Raw genomic sequence first — 23482 nt, 5'->3', positions numbered from 1 at the left:
TTAGGGGAAGATAATGAATAAAATTAACAATAAGTTCTCAAAAACATTAATCTGTATCAGTTTGAGCTTAGCACTCAGTGCTTGTGGTTCAGACACTAAAGAGATTATTGAAGACATAACAAACTCTGCACCTGTAATATCAAGTACAGGTGTTCTTACTGTAGAAGCCGGCTCAGCATATTCATATAACCTTGCATCCAGTGATGCAGATGGTGATACCTTATCCATTTCGGTTTCGACTTTACCGGCTTGGATTTCGTTTGACGAAGCAACAAGTATGCTAAGCGGTACACCTGCCGAAAGTGATATAGGCGATCACCCTATCACACTAACAGTTAGTGATGGCGTTGATAGTGTCACCCAATCTTTTAGTATTACAGTAACAGCCCCAGTTGTGATACCTGTCAACAATGCAGCTGTTATCACCAGTTCCGAAATAACCAATGCGACGGTTGATCAAGCATACTCTTATACCTTAACCGCAACAGATGCTGACGGTGATGCTTTAACGATGTTAACAACCCTACCTGCTGCACTTTCTTGGTTGAGCTTTGATGCTTCAACAGGTGTATTGTCTGGAACGCCAGTGTTAGCCGATATTGGTGCTAGCCAAATTACCTTAACAGTAAATGATGGTACTGAAGATGTAATGCAGACATATACCATTACCGTTGCAGAGGCTGGAGCTATTGAAGCGCCCAGAGATGCAACTGAAGCATCGTTCATCATCTCTGATGGTTTAAATGACTGGGAATCTTGGATAGAAACAAACGGCTCTTCACAAGTTATCGTTGATGCTAACGCAGCCTATGATAACGTTACTGAAGTAACAATTAATGCGAGCCAATTTGTTGCAGGTTACAAACCAACCGCAGATGGCACATCAATTGATATGAGCGCTTTTGCAAGCACTGGTACCTTTGAATTTGATCTTAAAGTGACCACGGCTCCTACAGGGACTGAAGAATGGTTTATTAAAATTGAAGGTGATGCTGGTACGCTTGGCGATTATAGTATCTTTAAAGATAACGGCGATCATAGCGCGGTTGAAGTGGGTGTATGGAGACATTATAGCTTCAGTTTAAGTGACCTAGCAGGTCTTGACCTTACTGCCATTAATAACGTCATGTTATTTCCTGCTTGGGGAAGTAATGGTGGTGCAGTTTATCAATTAGATAATTTTGCTTTTTACCCTGATGGTGCCCCAGAAAAAGAGGCTGTTACCTCCGGTGACTCTGGTGATGGTGCAACAACGACTGTTGCTCTAGGTGTAGACTTTGAAGGACCACAACTGACCTGGTCATCATTTGATACAGATAAAGTTCAGTATGTAACTAACCCTGTTACGACTGGAATCAATACTTCAGCAACTGCCGCAATGTTTGATATTAAGCAAGGTAATGGCGAGTGGGTTGGTGCATTAACGCAAGGTATTGATAATTTTGCGCTAGATGCAACCAACTGTACAGTGAAGCTTGATGTTTACAAAGACACAATTAGCGAAGTTCATCTGAAGTTTCAAAAGAATAATGGTGTTAATGCCGATGGCATAATGTGGGGCTCACATGGCACAAAATCCGCAGCCAATACCGTAGTGAACCAATGGGAAACCTTAACGATTGATTTTTGTGACATGATTGGTTTACCTGAAAATGATGATATTGGTGCTTTGGCGATATTCCCTGATAAAACAGGGGCAAGAAGTCAAGATACTGTGAACCACATTGATAACATCATGTTCTCAGCACAAGAAGTTGTTGCGGTAACAGGACCTGAAGTTGGCGCGCCAGTACCCGCATTAGCTGACGGAGATGTTATTTCGGTATTTAGTGATACTTATACTGCTGTTGCAGGTGTCGATACCAACCCAAATTGGGGCCAAACAACCGTCACAACTATTATTGATGTTGCAGGTAATAACACGCTGAAAATGGCAGATTTAACCTATCAAGGAATTGGTTACGCGAATACAGACGTATCGGGTAAAACAAATTTACATCTTGATTATTGGACAGCTGACTCAACTGGCTTTGACGTTTACCTCATCGGTGCCGGTGGAGAAACACTATTTACTATCACCCCAACTCAAAATGGCTGGCAGAGTGTTGATATCCCATTAACCACTTATTCAGGTGTAGTAAACCTCACAGACGTATTCCAGTTCAAGTTTGATGCTCAAAATCACGGTGGCGGTACTATTTACATTGATAACTTGTACTTTCACTAACAGCTGATTAATAGCTAACCCTCAGTAAAATCAATATGTTCTGAATTTAGAAGGAGAATTACGATGATAATTGTAACTCTCCTTTTTCCTTAATAGTGGTATGACATTTAGTCAGTGAGAATCATTTATGAAGACATCAATTATTTTTTAAAACATAATTTTTGGACTAATTATTTTACTTATTAGTGTCCTCACCTTATTTATTATTGAGCAAAGACATGAGTCAACAGCACAAGAAAATCATAAAAGCTCATACCTGCCAGATTGCTCAGATGAATTAAAGAACACTGTTATTGATGCACAAAAATCCCGCCAAATTTTATCATTAAGACGATAAAGACATTTAAAAATAAAAATAAAAATAAAAATAAAAAAAGAGAAACGCGTGAAACTCAAACAACAAATATTCAGTATCCTTAAAAAATGGCTATGCATGTCATTATTAATTGCCTTGATATCAGCTTGTGGTGGAGAAACAGGAGGAGAAGAAGAAGCCATCAATAACGATCTTGATAATGACAGTATCGTTAATAGCATTGATATTTGCCCAAACACCCCTACAAATAATGTCGTCAATTCAGTAGGCTGCTCAGACAGCGAATTAGATACTGATACAGATGGAATTTTTGATAATGTCGATGTTTGTCCCAATACGGCAGTAGGTAGTGTCGTTGATAGCACGGGCTGTCTTGTCATCGTAATAGCAGATGCAGATAACGATGGCGTTGTTGACGTTAGTGATAGCTGCCCAGAAACAGCGGCAGGTAAATTAGTCGATGAAACAGGTTGTGAAATAATGTCACAAACAGTTGATATCACCATTCAGGCAGAAGACTACATCAACTATCACGACACTACTCCTGCCAATGAAGGTGGTGCGGGTGATCGAAATGATGGCGTTGATATAGAAGTGACTACCGATACCGGTGGTGGTTTTAATGTTGGTTACACAGAGACAGGTGAATGGTTAGAGTATGCTGTTACCCTAGATCCAGGGACTTACACAATTAATACCCGAATAGCTTCAGAGTCTGGTGGTGGTCAATATACGCTATCAATTAATGGTAATAACATTGGCAGTGATAGCGTTAGTGGTACCGGCGGTTGGCAAACATATATTACCCAAAACGTTAATTCTTTTACCATCGCCGATGGTAGCGAGCCTCATACGCTACGTCTTGATGTAGACTCAGGCTCCTTTAATATCAACTGGCTGCAAATTGTTAGTCTTATTGATGATGATAATGATGGTGTTGCCAACGAGTTAGATAGCTGCCCAGGCACCCCTAAAGGTACTTTAGTCAATGCTATTGGCTGTGAAATAGTTTCGGTCAATCATGAAGTTTCTTATTCAAATGAGCGTTTAACTGGCGGCGTAGATTCTGCTAAACCGGATTTTACCTTGTATGTATTTGATAACGATTTATCGACGCCAGAAACGAGTGTTTGTAACGGCGATTGCGCAACATCATGGCCGCCAGTACTGGTAGGTGATGTTGAAGCCTCAGGCGTTAATGGCTTAAGCACCATAACGAGAAACGATGGAACCTTACAAGCTGCCCATAACGGTCGCCCTTTGTATTTCTATGCCCAAGATAGTGCCGTTGGAGATACCAATGGTGAAGGCCTTGGTGATGTTTGGTGGTTAGTTCCTTATGGCGTTTTAGGTGATATAGCGGCGTTATATAATTCATCAACCATATTAGAACCCGATACACAAGTTGAAACTGAAGACGCGTTAATTACTCGTTTTTCAGATCGCCCACGTACACGTCATGCAAAAGAGGACCAATTTCAAAGTTACGATCACTACATCAAATTTTATTTCGAGGATCGTTCTAGCAATATCGAAATTATTGATTACGTGGCTAAAGGTGGCGATACCATTGAAATGAATGTACGTACTATATTCCCTTTAAGTGATTTAGAAGCAGAAAATCGTTGGTGGTACCAAGGTTTTACCACGGTTGCTCAATATGCTAGTAATGGCATTATGGACTTCATAGGAACTGAGGTGATAGACGGTGTCACCTATTACAACTATCAAAAAATTGGTAATCAAAATACTCGCCTAGGTCGCGAAATTCGCATTGGCGATGAAATGGAATTTGAGATCAGTCAATTTAGTGCTCCGGGTATACCGCGCGGTCAAACAAACTACTACGGCACAACCTTTCTCTATATTGTGGGCGAAGGTATAGTGCCATGGTATACAGAAATCTCAGGGCCGTTTCCAGAAGATAGTGCAAAAATACCTGAAGAATATTGGCTAGGTGGTAACACCAGTATGCATTATCAATATACCGATGAGCCTGATAACCATTTCATGCAAATGGCCACTAACCTTAGTTACGACAACGGTCAGACTTTCCTTTTAGGTCGTCGTGTGCACCACTCGTCTTTTGTTGATGGTACACATGATGAAGATGCAGATAATGGTGTTTTTGCAGACAATGTCGGTTTGTCGGGTCCGCGTTATGTCAACGAAAGTTGTGTTGATTGTCATGCACGAAATGGTAGTGCTCCCGTTGCTGAAAATGGTGTACTGCTCGATCGCTGGGTATTTAAAGTAGGTGATGAAGACGGCAACCCTGATCCGTCTATAGGTCGTGTTTTACAACCAAATGGCAGTGGTGGCGAAGGAAATGTTTCGATTGCTTCCTGGATTGAATTAAGCAATGGTTTACGTCGACCTAACTATCAATTTAGTGGCGCTACGCCAGCAACATTCTCTGCGCGAATTGCGCCAAGATTGGTTGGTTTAGGTTTACTTGAAGCCATTTCTGAAGTTGACATTATTGCCTTAGCAGATCCTACAGATACTGATGGTAATGGTATTTCAGGTGTTGCCAACAAAACTATCGACCCAGAAAATAGCGAATTAACACGCTTAGGTCGTTTTGGTTGGAAAGCGGGTACGTCAAGTGTTCGTCATCAAGTCGCTGGCGCGTTAAATACCGATATTGGTGTACGTACCTCAGTATTGCCTGATCTAGATTGTGGCTCTGAGCAAGCTAATTGTGGCGGTGCTAGTCCAATAATGCCGGAAAAAAATCTTAATGACTTAGTAAAATACATTTCTACATTAGGTGTACGACCACAACGTGTATGGAAGTCTGGTGTTGAAGATACTCAAGTACTAGCAGGCTCGGCTAAGTTTGAAGAAATTGGCTGTGTTGATTGTCATACTAAAACCTTTCAAACTAGTGAATTTCATCCATTGGCAGAAGTACGTAATCAAACCATACATCCATATACTGATATGTTACTACATGACATGGGACCAGGGCTTGCTGATAATTTAGGTGAAGGGTTAGCCAATGGTAGTGAATGGCGAACGACTCCTTTATGGGGACTTGGTTTATCTGCTTGCGTAACCAGTGGTGTAACTAACCCAACAGGTGCTGAGGGTGACGAAATTTGTACTCCGCATCATGCATACTTACATGACGGTCGTGCTAGAAGCATAGAAGAAGCTATTTTATGGCATGGTGGTGAATCAGAAAATTCTACCACCTTATATAAAGCCCTTTCTGATTCAGATAAAGCAGCGTTACTTAGCTTTTTACGCTCGTTATAAACACTTGATTAGCTATGTCCATTAGTGACACCTATTAGTGGATAACTCTGATTAATAATGAGTTATCACTCTTTTAAACACTTTAAACGGTACGAGATTTAACATGAATAAAATAAATAAGTTAGCCAATAAAAATGACAAACAACTTATTGCTAAGGTGAAACAAAATCTTAAGAAAAAAGTGGTTTATTACTTTGTATATCCAGCTTACTAATATCCACACCTTCACTAGCTGGTTGGGAAGTTAACTTTATTGATAAGTTTGATGGAAATGGCATTGATTGGAACAACTGAAGCGGAAGAGTAAAGTTGGCCACATTGTTAGAGATATCAGTAAAGATAACCTATGCAGCTATGTGCCCCATTGCGCCATAGAATCATAATGATTTTTAATACCTAAAGTCATGTTAATCTAATGTCCGCTTTCTGTATTTTTAATCAAATTAGAATTATTGACTTTACATATTTCTGTTGATATTTATCACAGTTTTATTATCTAACGCAGGACTGTTTTGTGTCAGATTACTCATCGCAAGATAAGTCAGGGCTAACGTCCGGTTTCGTATCTTTGTTAACATAGAGCTAGTGAGTAACTGAGCCTTCTTCAGTTAGCCATTAGCGGACATTTATATATTATATTAAAAATTTAAGTTCAATATCGGTACGTTTGAAAAATAAATATAACGGTAAATATTTATCAAAGCAGAGCCCCTTTCATCACCTCACGCAACTTATCTAAGCTGTAAGGCTTACTAACAACACCTGCTACATTGTCACGCCCTAACTTTGTATTGATTTCAGTATCACCAAAACCACTGGAGACAACGATAGGGAGTTCTGACTTAATCTTTTTTAGTTTTTCGAACAACTCATAACCATCCATCACTGGCATCCCCAAGTCAGTAAAAACAAGGTTTATTTCTGCTGAGTTATTTTTATAAATTTCCAATGCTTCCTCGCCGTTCACTGCTTCCAGAATAGTGTAACCTAGTATTTCAAGAAATTCTTTTGCAAGAGAGCGTACATTATCCTCATCCTCTACCAAAAGTAATGTGCCGTTTCCCTTCCATGATACTGAATGTGTGGACGAGTTTTCTTTGTCGCTCATATTGTGTTCATTTAATAGGGCAGGCAGATATACTTTGAAGGTTGTGCCTTGTCCCAACTGACTGAACAGTTGTAAAGCTCCAGCATGTGATTTTATGATACCAAGAACTGCTGACATTCCAAGTCCACGTCCTGTAAATTTAGTTGTGTAAAAGGGTTCAAATATCTTCTCTTTTGTTTCTTCATCCATACCAGCACCATTATCTGTTACTTCCAGACAGACATATTCACCTGCGGGAATTACCTGGTCGCTGTTATCTTTAAAGGTTTTACCCGCTATAACTTTATACATAGTGAGCAATACATCGACTTCACCTTGCTCTGGGCCGATAGCTTCTGATGCGTTTATTATCAGGTTCATGATCACCTGATATAGTTGATTGACATCCCCTTTTATCAGAGAAATTTCACCTGAAACTTCTGTTTTGATAACTGCATTTTGGGAAAGGGCTTCTTTTAGCATGCTGATAGCTTCGTCTACCTGCACCACCATATCGACATTGGTTATGGTGAGTGGAGCATTACCTGCGTATACCATCATCTGGTTACAGAGTCCTGCTCCTCGTTCAGCAGCAGCTTCTATTTTTGGGATATTCCGAGCGGCAGTTTCTAAGTTCATCTTTGTCAATTCGCAATTGCCAATAATGATCCCAAGGATGTTATTGAAGTCGTGGGCTATTCCTCCAGCCAACACTCCTAGGCTTTCCAATTTTTGAGAATGTTGAAGTTGCTGTTCGAGAAGCACTTTTTCTGCTTCTGCCTGTTTGCGTTCGGTGATGTCATTGATTGAGCACACCAAACCTCTTCTCCCGGATTCATCGATGAAACGTACCTTACTAGTGATGATAGTCCGTGTGTGGCCTTTCAGAGTAAGTTCTTCTTCTCGTATATCGGGTTCCCCTGTATCGAGAACCATTCGGTCGGTTTTGAGAAAATGCTCCCGCTCATGTTCCGGAACGGTTTCCATAAGGGTATTGCCTATTACGCTGTTTTCATCCATATCATAAAGGTCATAGAAAGCACGGTTGGCATCGGTGACATGATGCTCGTTATCCTTGACGAATATTGGCTCTCCAACCATGTCAAGAATTGCTCTTATACGGTTCTTCTCATATTGTAGAGCCTCCTTGGCCGCCTTATGTACTGATATGTCGATCATCAATTGTTCTTGACTGTAGGCAAGCGAAAACGAATGAGTAGTCAGCAATGCACGCGACACGCCCCAACTGATGATAAAAAATCCTCCTGCGAAAATTATATGCGCCAGCCACCACAAATGCTCCCAGGGTTTAGCTAGTATAAAAGCAATCGGTACCTGTGCAAAAATCACCAGTGCAATCATAAAGAATTTCATAAGCGGCGAGTTAATATGACGTATTAACATAATGCTGATGCCGCTTAATGCCAGCACAATCGCTCCAATTTCCATCGGTGTGCGAACCCAGAAACTACTCGCAATGGGGGAATATGCTAGTACGGCAACACCGATATCAACCATCACACACAAAATAAGCACACGCCACCAGAAGCTACTTTTTGTTACTTCCGTCACGTTCTCGGCAGGTTTGCCATATTGCAACAAGCCATACATAAAACATCCGAGCAGCACTATTCGCGATACGGGACCATAAAGTAAAAACAGCCACATATTATGATCGGCCATTCGGGTAAACAGACCATGTGGTGTATAGATAATGGTAAAAGCTAGAAAACCAACAGTTAGCCAACGCAAGAAAATTTCACCTGAAGCCTGATAACTTCGCCATGAAACATAGGTGACAAAACCGCCCACGAGGGCAGCGATGGTAATAATGATTTCATGAAAACCATGATTCACAAATCGTAACGCTGGGGTAGATGAAAAAGTTACCAAATAACCAATTACAAGTAACGGCGTAACGGCTAAACCGACCATGATTAAAACTTCATACAACCGTGTTAAATACTCTATACGATATGCAAGCTGACTCGGCATGGACGACTTTTTTTTCATAATTTATTTATCTCCTGCATTGGATAGCATATACATATAAATAGAATAATAACTACGTTGAAGCCGACCAGATTGAATTAGCTGTGGAGTATAGGTAAAATATAACGTAATTTTTCATAAAATAAAAATACATGATGCCTCATATTGACATCTCTTTTATATCTTTGAGGGCTTAAATGTCGGCTACCTATAGTCTATTACTCAACCGTTTTCACGTAATTCAGAATTCAAAACTAGCATCTCCTGCTGATGTGCAACCCAGCTCTGACTGTCCGGCTCTAAGAAGAAATTGGTCTTTTCAAATTGTTATGTCAACAATGCGCACCAAGAAGTCCTTAACATAGACCTACTTTTTCATCGTTTTTATCAGGAGTTAAGGCTCACAGCTAGTGATTTAACTCACCTTTTCAAACAATATCGTCTACTTAATCAACCCTTCTATTGCCGAAATTAGTTCACTCCCACGATACGGCTTACTTAACAACGGCTTTATTTTTTTAACTTGAGTATTATCTTTTTCATCCAAATAACCACTAACAAAAAGATACTTTATTGCTGGCACCAAAACTTTTGCTTTTTCAATAAATTCAACACCTCCCATTTGAGGCATTACAACATCAGTGACGATCATATCAATATGTTTATCCCTCAAAAGCACTAATGCATCTGCTGCGTTGTCAAAACTAAAAACAGTAAAGCCAGCATTGTTAAGTACTTCACTATTTAATGAACGGATTTCATTTTCATCATCAACAATTAATACGGTATAATTTTTTGCATCAAATTGATCCTTTCCATTTCCAGTACTGGTAGGAAATCGTGCAGTGGATCTTTTTTCTACTGAGACAGGAAGGTAGATTGAAAAGATCGAACCTTTATTGACTACAGAATCGACATTAATTACCCCGCTACTTGATTTCACAAAGCCATAACACTGGGACAAACCAAGCCCATGCCCAACCTTTCCTTTAGTGGTATAAAAGGGTTCAAATATGTGAGAGCACACTTCTTTACTCATGCCACAACCATTATCTTCAATAGTGAGTTTTACATACTGACCCGCTTGAAAATGCATATCAAACTTATCATCTTTACCTAGCACTGTATTTTCTGTTTTAAACTTCAATTTGCCACCATTAGGCATTGCATGCATGGCGTTAATTGACATATTTAGTAGTAGATCTTCCAATAAGCTTTTCTCCACACAAGTCATTAGTAGCTTAGGCTCTAACACAAATTCTAACGATATTTTACTAGTGACTAGCGTTTCTATCATATCCTTATTCATTAAAATAACTTCATTGAGAGATAACAAGCTAATATCTGAGGATTGCTGATTGGTAAACGTTAATAATTTTTCCGTTAATTTAGCCCCTCTTTCACTCGCAGCTGATATTACCGATAAATAACGGTTATCCGTTTCTGTGGTTGGTGCATCTAAAAGCAAGCTACAATAGCCAGTGATTATACCTAGTATATTATTGAAATCATGAGAGATACCACCAATAACGTTACCTAATGACTCCATTCTTAGACTACGATTTATAATCTCATTTTGGCGTTGTATCTCGGTTAAATCTTGAAAGTTTGCGATGAATCTTGCTTTGCTTAGTGCATTAGAAGGTAATTCCGCAATTGCAACTCTTATAGGAAATTCATGTTGAAGTTTATGTAATGCAAGAACATTACGTCCTTGTCGATTGCCAACCATTGCTGATTCATTGCCTTTTAAAAAACCGACCAAATAACTATCGTGTTCTACCGCATGATTGTGAGGGATAAGTAGAGAGACATTTTTTCCGATAATTTCTTCAGCTTTATAACCAAATATATTCTCTGCTTGTGGGTTAAATGTTAAGATAGCGCCAGAGTTATCGGTAGTTAGTACACCTTCAAGCATGCTATTAATAATTTGTAGCTGCTCTACTTTCGTTGATTCAAGTAATTGTCGATGTTCTTCTAATTCAGTAATATCTTCCCCTCTAAATATAAAACCGACAATGTTACCCTCATCATTTTTATAAGGGGTATATGTCATGTTCAGTAATCTTTTCCCGAGGGCTTTAAATTTAACAGTTGTAGTATCTTTAGTAATTTCACCAAATAAAGCCCGATCAGTTAATGGTTTTACTTTATCGACGAAAAGCGCTTCACTTAAAATATCGCTAAGATGATGATTTTCTATTTTATTTTTTGGTAATCCATGGTATCTGCAATAGGTAGGGTTAACCATTTGGAACTGATAGTTTGTATCAACAAATGCTATCAAATCGTTTGAATCTTCGATAATTCGCTTATATTTTTCTAAGGCATTTAATTGCTTGTTTCTATCCGTTAAATCTATGATAAAAACAATAAACTCTTTGGAGTCGTGTTTAAATAATGATCCCCCAATCAGTATTGGAACTCTTCGGCCATCTTTATGGAAATACTCTTTTTCAAAAGGAGTCCAATAACCTTTTTCTTCGGCCTCAGCAATAGCGGTCATATCTAAATGCAAAAACTCTTTCGGAGTTAAATGTTGCCAATCAATATCACCATTTTTCAGTTCATTTTCGCTATAACCTAACATATTTAACAAAGCACTATTGGCATCGAGTATTTTCCCCTCAGCGTCCGAATGAATAATGCCGATAAAGTTAGATTCTTTCCATCGTGTAAACCGCTCAGCTTCGAAATGAAGCTGTCCATTCATATTTGTTAATTGCTTTATTGCATCATGTAACGCTACCTCTGCCATTAATTGGGAGGAGAACATTTGATTAAATGAAATACCCAGTTCATTTATTTCAGCTAACTTTGATTTTTGTGCCCTTAATTTTATATCTCCTTTGTTTATACCCCTAACGACTTGTTCCAAGGCGAGTATTGGTTCAGATATTTTTTTACTTAAAAAAATTGAAATTACGATGGCTAGAATAATGACAAGTAAACCAATCTGAATAATAAAATATTGGAAATAATCTAATTGTTCTAAAGCTTCCTTACTATCAATCTTAACTATCATGCCCCAACTTACTTCAGGTAAATGACGAGATATAGCAAGTACAGATACAGAGCGATAATCAACATATCCTTTTAATATGCTTGATTCGCCTTTCATGGCAAAGGTGATGAGGATATCTAACTTATCTTTTGGGATAATAATATTAAATGCAGAATTTTCATTATGCCGCGTTGGCGTTAAAAACATGGTATTGCCTTGTGCATCTTTCCCAGCAAGTACCACTTCGCCTGTGCGACCTAATCCTGTGTAGTCTGAAATAATGTTAATCAATTCTTGGCTCGAAAAATCAACAGATATATAACCAATATGTTTATCTTTTATATACAATCTTTCTGTAAAACCGACAATCAGCCTATTATTATCCCCTTTAAAAATTTGAATATTTAACAAATTTTCTCTGTTTTGATTTGAGTAATGAAAAGTATACTGATGTTGTGAATTTATCTCTCTATCAGTAGAGACAATAAGGTTCTGATCAAGAGAAATAACAGATAAGCGTTTTATGTTACTTGCAGAGTTTTTAGCATCATTGAGTATTTTTACGATTTTATCTTTTGTATCTTCAGAGTCGATTATTCGAATGCTGTCTAATAAAAGACTTAACTGCTTGCTACCGGCAATTAGCTTGACCGATTCTTTCTTACTGTTTAATAACTGTCGTATACGCTTATGTTGCAACGTAGCGATATCATTAAGTTTTGCAATACTATTATCATGAAGTAAAGTTTTACTTTCTCCATAAAAAAAGAAATAGCTGAATAAAATAGGAAAAATGGACATGGAAACTAATATAATTATGAGTAATTTTTTTATTTTCATAGTTATTTTTTAAGCCTATAAAGTTATTTTAATCTGCCGTTAGTACTACTTTAATATACTCAATTTTGTATTTACACCGAATATTTAAGTTTAGATAAAAATTGTCTTATTAGAGTTTATGATGGATGTTCAATAAAGCTGTAGTAACAAAGAGTAGCCCTGTGTAAATTAACTTTCAGAAACATCTATTAAATCTAGTACATATTGAGAAAAAAAACAGGTATAAAGTCGTTTTTATGTCATCCTTGTAAATAGAACGATCTATATAAAAAAACATATATTTATGCTTGAAAGCGAGCCAAATTTAAAATGGTTTCGGCTAATAGATACAAGGTATGGTGTGATAGATAAAGCGTAGGTTAGGCGGCCTTAATGTCTTCACTCGCTCTAAACGAGATTTCCGTTCAACATGACATTAAAAGAAGCATACAAGGTAAATGTAACTAAAAAGGATAGGTATAGCTATCGGTATTAAGAAGGTAAAGCCTCCACATAGAGGGCTTTATATCATGGTATATACCGCGCTATTGGTGACGTGGACAAAAGATATTAAGCGCGATTAACGCTAAAAGCACCGATTTATATTTTTGCTAATAAGCCATCACTTGCCGCTTCAACTAAATCGAGTACATAATCAAAACCTCTGGCACCGCCATAATAGGGATCTGGTACCTGCTCTTCTTCATGTCCAGGGGCAAAATCTAGCATTAAATGTATTTTGTCTTGCATAGCCGTTGGCGCTACTTTTTTTAGCTCTTCAATATTGTCATGGTCCATCGCTAAAATGAGATCAAAATCGTTAAAGTCTTGCACCGTAACTTTACGTGCTTTAATACCATCAAAAGAATAACCGCGTGCAACACCTGCTTTTTGAGCTCGATGATCAGGTTTTTCTTTGGCATGTGCTCCCAAAGTACCTGCTGAATCAACTTTTAGTGCTAAGCCTTGTGCTAACATTTTGTGTCTAAAAACAGCTTCAGCACTGGGCGATCGACAGATATTACCCATGCAGATAAATAAAACTGAATTAATTCCCTTTACGTTTACACTATTAGACATTACTTGGCACCATTTTCGAGTTGTATTTTGTGTTAACGCCATAACATACCAACAAGGTGTGTTTTAATGTTAAGTCGTTTATTTTGATATTTTATTGTCTATTTTTTTCATCAAAAAATAAAGTAAAATATCTTTGTAAATGACAATTTTACTACTATGTATACTTATAATTTTTGACAAACTACCGATTAAAAAGAGATTGATATGACACCCGCAATTAATGCCGCTAAGCAGAATAAAATTATTTATCGCGTTCATGAGTACATACATGATGCAGCAAGTGAGTCATATGGTGATGAGGCAGCACTAAAACTCGGTATATCAACAGATAGAGTATTTAAGACCTTAGTAGTGAGTATTGACAATAAAGCACTAGCCGTGGCAATAATACCTGTGTCGGCGATGTTAAGTATGAAGTTAATAGCTAAGGCGTATGGTGGTAAAAAAGCCATAATGGCATTAAAAACGGATGTAGAACGCTCTACAGGTTATGTACTGGGAGGTGTTAGCCCGCTTGGGCAAAAAAAACGTCTGAGCACTTTTATTGATTCATCAGCAAAGCAATGGACTACTTTGTTTGTTAGTGCCGGAAAAAGAGGTTTAGAGATAGAATTAAATCTAAAAGATTTACAACAAATTACCCAAGCAGAACTGGCTGACATTTGTCAGTAAACTATTTATATAGTTATAAAATTTAAAGCAGATACAAAAAAACGGTAGTGCTTTAAGGCTACTACCGTTTAGTTTATGAAGTACTAATGCTTAATAAATATATATACTTCAATTAAAACAATATCTAACGTTATACTTATCTTTTAAACTCAGACGTTGTACTCCACTGCGGCCACACACCTGAAACAGATAATTCAACACCAATTTCAAAGAATAATTGCATATCTTCAACAGCACCGGTTAAATCCCACTCTTCGCTGTATTCATCACAAAGACCGTGATAACACTTACCAAGAATTGGATCTAATGTAGCGCGTAAATCAGCAGTCGCTTGATCTGCTGGTATAGCGCCACCTTTTGCATACAACGCAGGAATGCCTACGTTAGCAAAAGCAAAGTGATCTGAACGGTAGTAAATGCCCGCAGCTGGTCTTGGGTCGCCCGAAATATCTCGGTTTTGCTTTGACGCTGCTTTAGTTAAAAAGTTATCAAGCTCTGATTGGCCTAAACCATATACAGCAACATCTTTACTCTTACCGTTTACATTCAAGGCATCCATATTAATGTTAGCAACTGTTTTGGCTGCTGGAATAACTGGGTTTGCTGCATAGAACTTAGAGCCAAGTAAGCCCTGCTCTTCTGCGGTTACCGCTAAAAAGGTAATTGAACGTTCAGGTCTATTCGGTAACTTTGCAAACGCTTCACCGACTTCGATTAAGGCTGCTGTACCAGTAGCATTATCACGGGCACCATTGTAAATTTGGTCGCCTGTTTTAGTTAAATCTGTACCTAGGTGATCCCAATGCGCTGAGTATAAAATATGCTCATCCGCTTTTTTCTGACCAGGTAACGTCGCAATAAAGTTATACGAAATTGATTTTTTAATCGTATTTTTAACCGTAATAGAGGCATCTAAATCACCCATAGCAATGTTGAAACTACCTTGTGCGGCACGTTCTTTCATTTTATCAAAATCTAGACCGGCTTTTGCAAACAACTCACTAGCAACAGAGCTGTTAATCCAACCTTCTACTGCAACACGGTCTTTATTTAAATCATCACGTTGAAAACTAAACTGAGGACCAGTCCAAGAGTTTTTAACTACCGACCAACCGTATGAAGCCGGTGCAGTTTCATGAATGATAATTGCTCCTTCAGCGCCTTGACGGCTCGCTTCTTCATACTTGTATGTCCAACGACCATAATAAGTCATCGCATTACCCGTAAATAACTCAGGGTCTTGCGTAGCAAAACCAGGGTCGTTCACTAAAATAACAACCGTTTTACCTTTAACATCAAGGCCTTTATAATCGTTCCAGTTATACTCTGGCGCGTTAACACCGTAACCAACAAAAACTAGCTCTGAGTTTTTAAGCTGCTCTAATTCACTAATGCGAGCACTGCCCATCACCATATCAGTACCATGCTGGTAGTTTTTACCACCAATGGCCAATGTCATATCACTTGACGCTTCAATTGATACTAATGGTACTTCTTGTAAAAAACTGTCGCCATTACCTGGCTGAAAACCAATGGCAGTAAACTGCTCCGTTAAGTATTTAAGGGTCAGTTTTTCACCTTCACTTGATGGCGCACGACCACCAAATTGATCAGAAGATAGAACTTTGACATGTTCAATTAATTGCGTGGTATTAATACTGTCGTAGCTTGCGCTAATATCTTGTGGAGAGTTAACTTGGGAAGAGTCATCCGACGTAGCTGTAACACAACCGACTAGTACAGCGGCCGAAAGAAGTGATAAACCAATTTTTTTTATCATAATTATTATACTTATACCGTGAAAAAGATGGTCAGAGTATAAATGGTCTCAAAACAACTAACCAGTCTCTATAGGTAAATCAACACCAGCAAAGGTATGTGAACTGTCATGGTCCGTTTCCACATTAGTGAAATAATCACCTAACATGAGATAGATTTTAAATGCTCGCTAGTTTACAGTAACGAAATCGCTTAGTAAGCCTGTTCAATCAAACACTTTATCTATAAGAATATAATGAAAGAAACCTTAAAAGAACTCTCTGAGATTGTCGCACAAGCCAATGATATATTTTTTGAACGCAATAAAAGTGTAGATACCTTGATGGGTATTATGGATAAAACATTACGTAAGCAAGGTATGGAAGCCGATGCTATAACAATAGACTGTATCGCCATCAATAAAAAAATAGTATTGGTGCTACATGATAGTAAACCTGATTTGGTCGACATTGCTTTAGGTGACAAAGCTGGCGTAGTGCATTCTTCAAGCGAGCATGTATTGAAAGACGTTAACATTGCCCAAATAATAGCGATGATGGAAGAGAACTTCCTTAATTAATTTCAGCCCGTTTAAGTACACAATAAAGTCATCTTTAAGCATGATAAGACCAATATCCTGCTATTGTTCAATCAAGAGGCTCTCTTAAATTACCTTTCCTGATCACAACAAAATCACAAACTTAATGTGATTGGTTTACATACTATTTTGAGTTGACATCGCATAACAGTTAAATATGCTCATGGTGTATTCAAGCAGACTTAACTTGGCAGCACGCAGAGCCCTTACTTGTTTTAATCGGCTTTATCGATAACAAAACATCATTAATTAATGAGTTATGGTAAAAGTACCTAATTAATAAAGAAAAATAACCTGCCAGTAGCATTAACGACTATGATAGCCAGCATTGATGCTCTTGAATATGGCTTTAAAGAGCAAAGTAAAATTTAAGGCTAAGCGTAATATGATCAAAATACTTGATAATTCGAATGAAGACGTGGCAAATCAAATTTACACGATTTTTCAAAACTCTTATAAAATTGAAGCTCAACTTATAGGCACTCTTAATTTTCCTCCTCTATTACGGAGCGCTAAAGATATAAATAATTCAAAAACACTATTCTATGGTTTTAGTGAAAATGAATGTCTCGCTGCCATTATAGAGATTGTTGTAGAAAATAAGCACTTAAAAATTGATAGCTTAACGGTTGACCCAAATTATTTTAGAAAAGGTATTGCTAGTAAACTAATAAGCCATGTTCTAGAGAGTATTGATTTTTCAAAAGCTATCGTAGAGACAGCGGTTGTAAATGAACCGGCAATAAATTTATACAAGAAACATGGTTTTGTTGAGTTTAAAAGATGGACTCCATCTCATGGTATTCGAAAACTAGCAATGTTGGTTGAAGGTACATTCTAGTAAGCAAGAATAAATACAGTGCCCTGTGTTTTACTTAACAATTTAACCAACTATCTATTTGCCGTGTATTGCGGTGTTTTTACCTTTTAGGAAATTAGTTATGGAATCCATTTTAGCCTTTTTAATCGTGTTTTATTTAGTCGCTTTTGCTTATGATAAAACCATTGATAATGCGATTAAAGGCAATCAAGCATTAGCAGATAAATTAACCGAGTTTAAGTATTTTCATTCCTTTCAATCACGACCTAAAGCCCTTACTGGTGTATTGAGTTTCAAGTTTTTTGGTATCTCAACGGCTTTAAATATTGTTGGTAGCGTGTTTTCTTTAATGATGTATTTCGGTTTAGGCTTTGGTGCCTATTTACTCGTTCGATAGAACTCAACAACTTTGACCTCCCCCTTAGTACTTTGATATGCATATGGATAATCAATGAATTTTGATATTACAGAGTTAGGCGTTCAAGAAAAGTATCGCCTGTTAAATGGCGGGGTAACGCCAAGACCAATCGCGTGGATTAGTACACGGTCAAAAGAGGGTATTGATAACCTTGCACCCTACTCCTTTTTTACCGTTGCCAGCTGTAATCCTCCTGTTCTGCTCTATACACAGGTGACTCAACGCAGCGGCATTGATAAAGACACCTTACAAAACTTAACAGAAACCGGTGAATGTGTAGTTAATATTGTTAATAGCCATTTGCTAGAAAGAATGAACGCTACCAGTGCCAGCATTGCCATTGATAAGAGTGAATTTGATCTCGCCGAAGTTGAGCACAGCCCTAGTTCTGTTGTCAGTCCCTTATCTGTTACTGACTCACCCATTCGTTATGAGTGTACCTTAAGAGAAGTAATTTCTATCGGTGATTTACCTGCCGGAGGCACCATTGTGCTGTTAGATGTGCAGTCTGTTTATGTAAGAGATGATCTTTACAGTGATGATGGTATTAACCAGCAGCTGGTTGATTCTGTTGGTAAAATGGGTGGCGATGGTTATAGCCTTACGACAAACTATGTAGCACTTAATCGACCTGAGTAAACTTACATGGTCATTATCTTTTTAACTTATTCGTATAATTAATTATGCCACAAGACAATGGACACTTTAATTAAGAAACGGCGAAAGTACTACCAACAAACCTCTGCACGCGTCCTTTAAGCAATGCGTTTACTGCTTGAGTAGAATTTAAAATCCATAGGGCATATGTCTAGTTTGAGATCAGCCATGATGACAGTTAAGTCTTAAGCTATCTGTTTAGTTTTAGCTATCTTTAATACTTCATAAACTTAACTATACATTTTCATCCCTAAAAAATTTACCTATTTAATTGAATCACACGTTGCTCTGCAAATGAAATTAACTGAATTAGCTCACCACTATGCTTCATTCGCTGAAGCTCCTTATCAATAATGGGTATTAAGTTTTGATGTTTTTTATGAATATAATGATATAGCGATAGCCGTGCCAAGGGCTTTTGCATGGCGACAACATTAGCTAAACCAAGGCGTGCGAGTGCTAAATTTCCATCAATGGTATTCGTTAGCACCACATCGACTTTGCCACTAAGTAATAGTTTAAACATATCCTGAGTAGAACTCATGTCATAAATACTAGTGAGTCCTTGGGTAATATTATTAGTATGTTTCACGCCACGAATTTTAGTTAGGCGATATTTAGCGAGATCTCCCTTCATTGAGATAACAATATCAGATTTTTTCAAAACGAATGGCATCGTTTCTAGGTAATAATAAGGTGTAGGTACTCTGATGGTGTTTGTATTTTCTTCTCCATAAGTCCAAATACGCATGATTTCACCATCTTTCATGCCTAAATTAGCAACGTACTGTGCACGCTTACCAGGTAAAGGGCTGATAGTAATGTTTATACCAATGTTTTTATACACTTGCGTAAGGACAATACGACCAACTTCTTGCTCTATCAATAATTCAATTGAAGCAAAATTATAGTGATTAGCTAAAGGATATTTAGGCTGGTTACTTTTAGATTTTTTCGTGGCTTGAAAAGCGGACGTATCTTCGGGATAAACACTTAAATGTGCCGCATGATCTACTGATGAAGCGAACACTGCATTATTGTAACTACTAAGAAGCATAAAAATAACAGATAAAAATAATTTCACTTACGCTCCAATTTCTCTACATCACATAAAATAAATATAACATTATTAATTTGTGCTTTCTCATGTTTTATCTATAACTATTTTGCAAATATAAGCCTTCAAACTATCCCCTTGTATATATTCTGTACCATAAACTACAACTTTGATGTTGTAGGTCATAATGTGACTGCCAAAAGCTATCAATTATTGGTTACATTTAAAAATAAAACACCAACAACTGAGACCGTCAAAGAATTAAATATTAAGTCTTAAATCAATGGTTGATGTGACTAGTCAATATAGCGAGTGAACTTATTTATGGATTTATCACAATCGCCGATAAAAAATCTACTTGCGCTTTAACGTTATGGAGGTAACTGCACAGCCTTTTAGTCATGCTGTTACCATTTAGTATACAACCTCTAAAGTTTAGCATTTGATTCAGTGATAGACGCCATTGGCTCTACAACCTCAAAAAGTTGTTCAATTCTCTGCTTAAGGTGTAAAGCATTTTTCATTGAATTAAAATCACCACCTAAATCAATTCTTTTACCTGTATTAGTTAATAACCTTAAACAAAACTTTTCACTTGTTTGTTTACCATTAGTATGTTCTTTTGATGAGCTAAACGCTTCAATGCTATCTACCTCTGTTTTATCTAATAACACTGTTTTAACCGGTCTAGAAAAAAAATACACATCCACTTGTAAACTATCAGGCTTAACTTTAATCTTACAGTTTCGTCCATAGCCCCACGTTCCAAGTCCTAGAAAAACAAAGCTCATAGCAGCGAAAACCAGACCAAATAAAGAACCACCAATTGTTGCGATTGAAATACCAATAATAAAAAATATTGCACCAATGCCAGCAATAAACAAGCTGTCCTTTGAACCAGGTGTATGCAATGTCATTTCTTCTTTTACTAAGCTAACATCAACAGCTAACCGTTTATTCATAGCTGATTTCTCAGATGACGTTAACGGTTTCTGTTGTAACTCATCTGCTACTGACATACTTTCTTGAGTAACAAAAACAGGCACTTCGTATTCTCGATTAAAATTGAAACCACTCAAGTTACCCTTAATGGCAATAGTCCATTTATGGTAACTCTTACTTGGAGCGCTTGATTGTGGTTTATCTGCTGGTACATCAAAACTGAAATCAATGTTTGAGCCTTTAAGACTAGGCCTAGCTATTGTTATTTGCGCCTTAGAATATATGATACTCTGATTAGATTCCGTTTTACTGCCACTACGCTCAGTCCAATATTTGGTACAGTTTAAAGTAACAGTACATTTTTCTGAAGCGCTAGATTGCCCTGGTATAGTGAGACTACCCTTTACTTTACCGCCAACCAGCCCTGGATAAGTGCCTAATGTGAGTGGTACTTTTTTGAAATATAACCATTCTTTTTGAATACGTCTAGCTCTGATGACTAACCACAGTGGTACCACTAAAAAAAGCAAAGAAAAAATTGTGGCTATAGGGTTTTGACCAAACAAAGCGACTGAAAACATACCAAAAAACAAGCCCGAAACTATAGCAAAATACCAAGCATATTTAACACTCATCTGTGCATTAGAATATATTATGGGTGAAGCCCATTGCGAGCGAGTAGTCCAGGGTTTTTCAGGGTTAGCATTAACTGGTTTTTCTTCTTTTTCTGGACGACTGTAACTAATAATCCCAAGACCGATAGCCATAAAAACACTACTAAATAGAGTCATCATGAGAAGAAATTGAAAGTCTAAGGTACGATCATATATCGACTCATTCACATTGCTAGGGTTATACCAAACAGTAATACTTTGTTGTGAACTTTGCTCATGATTAACTTTACTGAGTAACGTATAAGCATCACTGCTATCACTAGTACTGTTATCATTCCTGATTTTAGCGCGATTGCCAAAATAATCAGTACCCGCGACTTTATAGCGATATTGTATATCCAGTTTATACATTGTCGTGTATCCGCCATTATCATTACGGCTTTGGAAACTACTGACATCTGCACTATTCAATTGCGCTTTAGTGGCTTGCCAAAACTGCATTCTGCTGGCATCAATGACAGCAGACAAAACGATAAAGTAAAAGGCGACAAGCCCTGCAAGGAAAAATATTCCACCAAAAAAAACACCGCCTTTTTTCATAAACATCCCTATTGTGAATAAATTCTCAAATAATATGCTAACAAAACTATCAGCTTTCTATTCTATTTCCAATAATTATCATTGGTATATGAAGTAGCTATGCAGACTAATAAAAAGTTATTAACCACTAGCGGTTAATAACTTGCTTCACTCAAAATCTACCGCTTTAAATATCAACTAAACCCTAAGTAAAGGATAAGTAAATAAAGCTAAGTGAACCATATTAAAAAAGAAATGCAGTAAAATTGCATGCCAAATTTTACCTGTATTTAGGTAAACCATCCCATACAAAAAGCCAGCCAACGTAGCAACAATCACATAATTAAAGCCACCTGAAAAATGGGCAAGACCAAATAATAAGCTTGTTAATATAAGCCCTATTAATGGGTTTATTAAGCGAGTTAAGTTTTGCTGAATGAATCCTCTAAAAAACGCCTCTTCAATAATACACGTTAAGAACAAATTGTTTAACGCAAACAACCACCACCAGCTTGGCAATTGGGGATCATATTTAATTAATGATAATAAAATGGCTAGGCTAAATATTACAATAAAGATAAACACAACGAAGGCACTTAACCGCCAGTTATTGTGCGTTTTAAAAAGAGTGACCGATTTTTTACTTGTCAAGAGTGCTGGATACAGCAACAAAAGAACAAATAAAATCATCGGTTTATCAAAATTTAAATACAGTGTAAATGGCATGCTGTTAAAACTTTTTTCAACCTTGCTTAATACTTGTAGATTATTAAAACCTGGTAATAAGTGTACAGCTAAGGCAATACAGCTAATGATAACTAAGACCGTAATGACTGTTTTAACTCTCTGGTACCACAAGTTATTTGAAGACTTGTTTGATGACTTATTAGATAACCTGTTCGCATAATAAGACATCGCGAATAAAAGCGTTACAACACCAAGGCCGACCAGATCTATCGCGTTATAAAACAGCCCGCTAATTAAAGTACAGACTAAGCCAAATGGCCATAACTTAGGCTTTACAAAAGCGGTCATTAAGGTGATGACTAGGAATAACCAAGGGTATATAGATGGGAAAAGCTCTTGCGTTGGCAACATAGAATAGCTAGTTAATATATTTTTTCCTCAAGATAACATATTGTTATCAAGTCTAAAAATTTTATATTTTTATAATCTGTTTTACGTTTATCAATCTGCTAGGAGTTAGATTTACAGCTTGGCGTCGCGGTGGCGACAGCACCCAAAGGGACACTGCCTCCGGCGTCCCCTTGGAACCCCACGGAGTCCCTACTCAGCTAAAACTGAAATAGTCCTTTTGGCAGTTATCGATACCTGACGAATGCTCGTCCCTGCGCGACGTCAGCTCCAGCCATCCATGGCTGTCATCGATTAACAGCTTATCAAAAAATACTATTTCAACGCTGAGATGGGAGTTGGAGTATTTCGTACAGTTAGTATATAGAAACAAAACGCATAATCTGTTGAGCAATCAAAAAGCACAAAAGCAATATTGTTACCCCACCTATCAACAAACACCAAACCTGCTTTAATCAAGTGCCGTAATGAAAGGCCATA

General features: G+C 37.5%; 14 protein-coding genes. 7 read left to right on the top strand and 7 right to left on the bottom strand.

Annotation, left to right across the window (positions count from 1 at the left end; translation table 11 throughout):
* The first annotated feature begins 13 nt into the window (after nucleotides 1-13).
* Entirely contained in the window at nucleotides 14-2227 is a 2214-nt protein-coding gene (locus tag CXF71_RS10580; RefSeq protein WP_101232922.1) for a putative Ig domain-containing protein, read from the top strand.
* Nucleotides 2228-2612: 385 nt separating this feature from the next.
* The gene (locus CXF71_RS10575; protein WP_232771445.1) at nucleotides 2613-5807 is read left to right on the top strand and encodes a di-heme oxidoredictase family protein; all 3195 of its coding nucleotides are present in this window, start codon (nucleotides 2613-2615) and stop codon (nucleotides 5805-5807) included.
* 697 nt (nucleotides 5808-6504) lie between these two features.
* Here CXF71_RS10575 and CXF71_RS10570 read toward each other — a convergent pair.
* From CXF71_RS10570 to CXF71_RS10560, 3 genes are all read right to left on the bottom strand, one after another.
* Nucleotides 6505-8907: a hybrid sensor histidine kinase/response regulator gene (locus CXF71_RS10570; RefSeq protein ID WP_101232921.1), complete on the bottom strand. Its 2403-nt coding sequence runs from the start codon at nucleotides 8905-8907 to the stop codon at nucleotides 6505-6507.
* A gap of 421 nt (nucleotides 8908-9328) precedes the next feature.
* A complete protein-coding gene (locus CXF71_RS10565) occupies nucleotides 9329-12733 on the bottom strand; it encodes a hybrid sensor histidine kinase/response regulator (RefSeq protein ID WP_101232920.1) in 3405 nt (1134 codons plus the stop codon).
* 579 nt (nucleotides 12734-13312) lie between these two features.
* A complete protein-coding gene (locus tag CXF71_RS10560) occupies nucleotides 13313-13792 on the bottom strand; it encodes a low molecular weight protein-tyrosine-phosphatase (RefSeq protein ID WP_101232919.1) in 480 nt (159 codons plus the stop codon).
* A gap of 204 nt (nucleotides 13793-13996) precedes the next feature.
* Between CXF71_RS10560 and ybaK the strand changes: the two genes are divergently transcribed.
* A complete protein-coding gene (ybaK, locus tag CXF71_RS10555) occupies nucleotides 13997-14464 on the top strand; it encodes a Cys-tRNA(Pro) deacylase (protein WP_101232918.1) in 468 nt (155 codons plus the stop codon).
* A gap of 136 nt (nucleotides 14465-14600) precedes the next feature.
* Here the strand turns inward: ybaK and CXF71_RS10550 are convergent, their stop codons facing one another.
* On the bottom strand, nucleotides 14601-16244 hold the full coding sequence (locus CXF71_RS10550; RefSeq protein WP_101232917.1) for a M28 family metallopeptidase: 1644 nt from the start codon (nucleotides 16242-16244) through the stop codon (nucleotides 14601-14603).
* 234 nt (nucleotides 16245-16478) lie between these two features.
* Here CXF71_RS10550 and CXF71_RS10545 point away from each other — a divergent pair, with 234 nt between their 5' ends.
* The 4 genes from CXF71_RS10545 to CXF71_RS10530 all read left to right on the top strand — a co-directional run bounded on the left by CXF71_RS10545 (nucleotide 16479) and on the right by CXF71_RS10530 (nucleotide 18697).
* Nucleotides 16479-16802, top strand: coding sequence for a hypothetical protein (locus tag CXF71_RS10545; RefSeq protein WP_101232916.1), 324 nt, complete (start codon nucleotides 16479-16481; stop codon nucleotides 16800-16802).
* A gap of 403 nt (nucleotides 16803-17205) precedes the next feature.
* The gene (locus tag CXF71_RS10540) at nucleotides 17206-17661 is read left to right on the top strand and encodes a GNAT family N-acetyltransferase (RefSeq protein ID WP_101233096.1); all 456 of its coding nucleotides are present in this window, start codon (nucleotides 17206-17208) and stop codon (nucleotides 17659-17661) included.
* Between the two features lie 100 nt (nucleotides 17662-17761).
* Entirely contained in the window at nucleotides 17762-18037 is a 276-nt protein-coding gene (locus tag CXF71_RS10535) for a hypothetical protein (RefSeq protein ID WP_101232915.1), read from the top strand.
* Nucleotides 18038-18091: 54 nt separating this feature from the next.
* On the top strand, nucleotides 18092-18697 hold the full coding sequence (locus tag CXF71_RS10530; protein WP_101232914.1) for a flavin reductase family protein: 606 nt from the start codon (nucleotides 18092-18094) through the stop codon (nucleotides 18695-18697).
* 277 nt (nucleotides 18698-18974) lie between these two features.
* Here the strand turns inward: CXF71_RS10530 and CXF71_RS10525 are convergent, their stop codons facing one another.
* The 3 genes from CXF71_RS10525 to CXF71_RS10515 all read right to left on the bottom strand — a co-directional run bounded on the left by CXF71_RS10525 (nucleotide 18975) and on the right by CXF71_RS10515 (nucleotide 23005).
* Entirely contained in the window at nucleotides 18975-19799 is an 825-nt protein-coding gene (locus CXF71_RS10525) for a substrate-binding periplasmic protein (RefSeq protein WP_101232913.1), read from the bottom strand.
* A gap of 401 nt (nucleotides 19800-20200) precedes the next feature.
* Entirely contained in the window at nucleotides 20201-21928 is a 1728-nt protein-coding gene (locus tag CXF71_RS10520; protein ID WP_157826737.1) for a DUF3592 domain-containing protein, read from the bottom strand.
* A 177-nt stretch (nucleotides 21929-22105) separates the two neighbouring features.
* Nucleotides 22106-23005 carry a CPBP family intramembrane glutamic endopeptidase gene (locus CXF71_RS10515; RefSeq protein ID WP_101232911.1) on the bottom strand — a complete coding sequence of 300 codons (900 nt, stop codon included), beginning with the start codon at nucleotides 23003-23005 and terminating at the stop codon, nucleotides 22106-22108.
* Between the last annotated feature and the right edge of the window lie 477 nt (nucleotides 23006-23482).

The organism is Colwellia sp. 12G3 (assembly GCF_002836775.1).
Taxonomy (GTDB): domain Bacteria; phylum Pseudomonadota; class Gammaproteobacteria; order Enterobacterales; family Alteromonadaceae; genus Colwellia.
This window is presented reverse-complemented; position numbering and strand designations above follow the sequence as displayed.